The sequence below is a fragment of the Pseudomonas sp. P135 genome (assembly GCF_020312125.1).
In the GTDB taxonomy this organism is placed as follows: domain Bacteria; phylum Pseudomonadota; class Gammaproteobacteria; order Pseudomonadales; family Pseudomonadaceae; genus Aquipseudomonas; species Aquipseudomonas fragariae.
Genome location: NZ_JAGPYR010000043.1, coordinates 1 through 2,920 on the forward strand (window position 1 = coordinate 1; position 2,920 = coordinate 2,920).

Consider the following 2,920-nt stretch of genomic DNA (forward strand, 5'->3'; position numbering starts at 1 on the left):
CTGTTGCTCGAAACGGCGCTGCAACGCACGAGGCAAGGCCTCGCCACTGCACAGCACGCGGCGCAGTTGCGGGAAGTCGCGGGTTGAGCGGTGTTCCAGAAACACATCGAGCATCGAGGGCACGAAGTGCAGCAGGGTGATACCTGCGTCACTCATCACCTGCGCCAGGTAATCCGGATCCTGATGGCCACCGGGACGGGCCATGACCAGCTCGGCACCGGTCAGCAGTGGCAGGAAAAACTCCCACACCGACACGTCGAAGCCGAACGGGGTCTTTTGCAGTACGCGATCCTGACTGTTCACCTGATAGGCGTCGCGGGCCCAAAGCAGGCGGTTGACCACGCCCAGGTGTTCGTTCATCACGCCTTTGGGCGTGCCGGTGGAACCGGAGGTGTAGAGCACGTAGGCCAGGTGATTCGGCTGCAGGCCCAGGGCCTTGGCATCCGGGTTGCCGGTCGGCTGCCTGGCCAGTTGCGCGCGGTCATCGTGGCCATCGAGCACCAGCACCGGATGATCCGAGGCCGGCAGGTTGTCGCTCAGGTCCCGAGTGGTCAGCACTGCCTGCGGCGAGCTGTCCTCGAGCATATAAGTCTGGCGGGCGCTGGGCAGGTCAGGGTCGATCGGCACGTAGGCGCCACCGGCCTTGAGAATACCCAACAGCGCCACGACCATTTCCGGGCCGCGACGCAGGCTGACCGCGACCCGCGTATCAGGCTCCACGCCCAGCTCGATCAGGCGATGGGCGAGCTGGTTCGCCTGCTGGTTGAGTTCGGCGTAAGTGAGCAACGGCCCGCTGTCGCCACGTACGGCGCAGGCATCCGGACGCTGGGCGGCCTGTTGTTCGATCAGTTGGTGGATCAGTACATCACGCGGATAAGGGTGGGCTGTGTCGTTGAGGCCCGTCAGCAACAGCTCGCGCTCATCGTCCGGCAGTATCGACAGGCTGTTCAGCGCTGCTTGCGGCGTGTGTTCCAGTGCGTCCACCAGGTTGCGCAGTGCAACCTGCATGTACTCGCCAATGCGCGTGGCACTGATTTGCTGGACGGCCTGAATGGTGAGCGTAAAAGCATCGCCCAGATCATCGACATTCAGGGTCAACGGGTAGTTGGTATGGTCTTCGGTGCCGAAGGACTCGATCCCGCCCCAGGCGCTGGCAGCTTCTGCCGAAACATCGCTCACGACACTGTGTCGGTAGTTTAGCAATGCACTGAATAGCGGCGTCGGTGCGGCCACGCCGCTGCAACGCTGGGCGAGTACCAGCGGAGCATGCTCATGCCCCAGCAAAGCCGTCAGCCGCTCGTGGGTCGCCTTCAATCCCTCGGCCACTGTCGTTGCGCCGATATCGACGCGCAACGGCAAGGTGTTGATAAACATGCCCAACGCACGGTCGGCGCCATCACCGGCCTGCATACGGCCCAGCAGTACCGTGCCGAACACCACCTGTTCGCAGGCCGAGACATTGCCCAGCACCCGTGCCCAGGCCAAATGCATCAGGCTCGCGACGCTGACGCCTGCCTGTCGAGCCTGAGCCCGCAAACGCAGGTTCAGTTCGGCCGCCAGGGTCACGCTGGCCTCTTCGAGGTTGCGGCCACGGTCCTGCACATCCTGCAAACCGAACGGCAGCGTCGGCTCGTCGATATCGCCGAGCATGTCGCGGAAGAACGCTTCGTGCTGTGCCTCGCTGACACCCAGGCGTGCCTGAGCGACATAGTTGCGATATGGCACTGCCTCACCCAACGCATTGCCCTGACCGAGCAGGTGCGCCTGAATTTCCTGCAGTATCACGGACAGGGACGTGGCGTCGCTGACCAGGTGGTGGCACAGCAGCATCGCCAGCCAGCGGTCGTTGACCGGGTCATGGCTAAAGACAATGCGCATCAATGGCGCAGTACGCACATCGAGGCGGTAATGCCGACGGTCGAAGCGTTGGTGTAATTGCTCGTCAACCGGGCCGTCTACGGGGTCGAGTAACAACTCGGTGACGTGCAGTTCAGCTTGACGCAGCACGACTTGCACCGGCTCATCGAGATCTTCCCACAGCACCGCGGTGCGCAGGATATCGTGGCGGTTGATCACGCCTTGCAAAGCGCCACTGAAATCGTCCAGTCGCGCCCGGTCAGATAGCGCGAACAGTGCTTTCAGGGTGTAGGGGTCGCCCTGTTCGGCACTGATATGGTGGTAAAGAATCCCAGCCTGCAACGGTGCCAGCGGGTAGATGTCCTGCACGTTGGCCACGCCGCCCGGCATGTCCTTCACCACGTGGTCGATCTGCGCCTGAGAGAGGTTGATCAGCGGCAACATCTGCGGGGTGATACGGTCGCAATGCTCGGGAATAAGATTGGTCGGCACCACGACTTCCGAGCCTCCACCGGCAGCTGCCGCCAGTGCCGCCACGGTCGGTTGGCCGAACAGCACATGCACATCGGCACTCAGGCCAACCTGGCGCATGCGTTCGATCAATTTCACCGCCAGCAGTGAGTGGCCACCCAGTTCGAAGAAATGGTCATGGCGTCCCACCTGTTCAACCTTGAGCACATCGGCCCAGATCGATGCCAGCAGGGTTTCCACTTCGCCTTGCGGCGCTTCGTAACCACGGCTGATCAGCGCATCACCGTCCGGGGCTGGCAGCGCCTTGCGATCGAGCTTGCCGTTCGATGTCAGTGGCATGGCCTCGAGCAGCACATAAATGGCCGGAACCATGTACTCCGGCAACTGTTGCTGCAGGTGACTGCGCAGGATTTCAAGATCGACAGCAGTGTGCTCGGCAGACTGGGTGTAGTAAGCCACCAGACGTTTGTCGCCGGGTATGTCTTCGCGAGCAGTGACCACTGCTTCATGGACCGCCGGGTGTTTAGCCAGGGCGGCCTCGATTTCGCCGATTTCGATACGCAAGCCGCGGATCTTCACCTGAAAGTCATTA

The 2,920-nt window shown here is 62.2% G+C and carries 1 protein-coding gene; it reads right to left on the reverse strand.

From position 1 onward, the window contains the following. The coding region (locus KBY08_RS26190) for an AMP-binding protein (RefSeq protein ID WP_225651319.1) at positions 1 to 2,920 on the reverse strand (2,920 nt) is incomplete at both ends.